This is a genomic window from Azospirillum sp. B506 (assembly GCF_000333595.1).
Classification (GTDB): domain Bacteria; phylum Pseudomonadota; class Alphaproteobacteria; order Azospirillales; family Azospirillaceae; genus Azospirillum.
Map to the genome: position 1 here is coordinate 1 of NZ_BADK01000560.1, position 1,529 is coordinate 1,529.

General features: G+C 68.8%; 1 protein-coding gene. It reads right to left on the reverse strand.

Going from position 1 to position 1,529, the window contains the following annotated elements; all coding sequences use genetic code 11:
* Positions 1–1,372, reverse strand: a 1,372-nt coding sequence (locus tag I71_RS16530; protein WP_042695943.1) for an AAA family ATPase, incomplete at its 3' end; no start/stop codon positions are given.
* Positions 1,373–1,529 lie beyond the last annotated feature (157 nt).

Consider the following 1,529-nt stretch of genomic DNA (forward strand, 5'->3'; position numbering starts at 1 on the left):
CGATCCAGCGTCGGATTTCGCGGATGCCGTAATTCTCGACCCGGGCCCAATGGGCGATGGCAGCGTCGGCGAAGGCCGGCGACACCGAAGCGATGTCGATGCCGTAGAGGCGAGCGACATTTCCGGCCAGCAGGGCCACGATCTGCCGGCGCGCCTCTTCGTTCAACGGCGACGTGGTCGTCACCAGATCGATGCGTGCCAGGAATTCCGGAGAGAAATAGCCCCCGAGCGCCGTCTTGGTTTCATCGATCAAGGCAGCCTCGTCGTTTCCGTGCTCCTTGAGCACGGTTGCCAACTCCCTCTGGGCGGCGTTGGAGGTCAGGAAGATGACCGTTTCCTTGGCGTCCATCGTTTCGCCCGTCGACTGCTCGGTCACGCGCCCCTCGTCGAGCAGCGACAGCAGCATCTTGAACAGCGGACTCTGCGGACCCAGCTGCCGATCGTAGGCCTTCTCGATCTCGTCGAACAGCAGGACGCTCCGTGGCGTCGTCCGCAGGTGCCCGGTGAGGGCGCCCGGCGAATCCGACCCCGAATACCCCTTCGGCGAACCGATCAGCGTCTGCAGCCCGGCCTCCCCCAGGACGCCGCCGCAATCGACACGGAACAGGGCCTTGTCGCTGCCGAACAGGGTGGTCGCCAGCGCCTTGGCCATCTCCGTCTTGCCGCTTCCGGTCGCCCCGGCCAGCAGAACCGTAAAGACGGGCCCCGGGCGACCTTCCTGCCCCATCCGCTCGTGGATTTTCTTTGCGATGGACCGGGTGACGATCTCCTGGCCGATGACCCGCTTGTCCAGCTCCCTTCGCAGATGCACCGGATCGACAGCCTGCTGGAGCACCGCCGCGGGCACCGAACGCAGGACGTTGTAGAGGCGCGGCGGCGGCTCGTTCGGCCGCGCGCGGGAGACCGGGAACAGCGGCCCGAACGGCTCGCCCTCGTCGACCCCCGGCCACGTCAACCGCGTGGCGTGCGGCCAGCGAAGCTGGGAGAAACGGCCGGGATCGGTCTGCTGCCAGCGCGGCGCCTGCCCTCCCTCCGCCGCCAGGGCCGCCGAGACGAAGCCCTCCTCCGCCGCGACGGCGGCGGCGCGCTCCGGGCTCTGCGCCAGGATCACGGCCAGGCCACCCTTCGCCGCCGCCATCCGCGGCAGTTCGGCGAAGCGCTTGGCGATCCGCTCGTGGGAGGCGCCGGCCGGAACGTCGGCGTCGTTCAACGGCCGCTTGGGCAGCAGGATCGCGTCGTCGAGCAGAATCAGGGCGCGCCCCTTGCCCACCGCCGCCTCGCAGAAACCGAACATGCTGTTCATGCGGTCCGGCCAGGGGCGCCCGTCCAGATTTTCCTGAACCCGGTTGGCCGGTGCCGAACTGATGCTCATGGCATTCCGCGCGAATCCGTCCTCGTCGGGTGGTTGGGCGGGCGGACGGGGACGCGCGGCATCCCCCCGCAGCAGCCACAGCAAATTCTGCTCGCCGAGGACGAGGTTGGGGCCGAGCGCTATATGCGGAAGATGCCGTCCCGCCGCAGTCGCGACG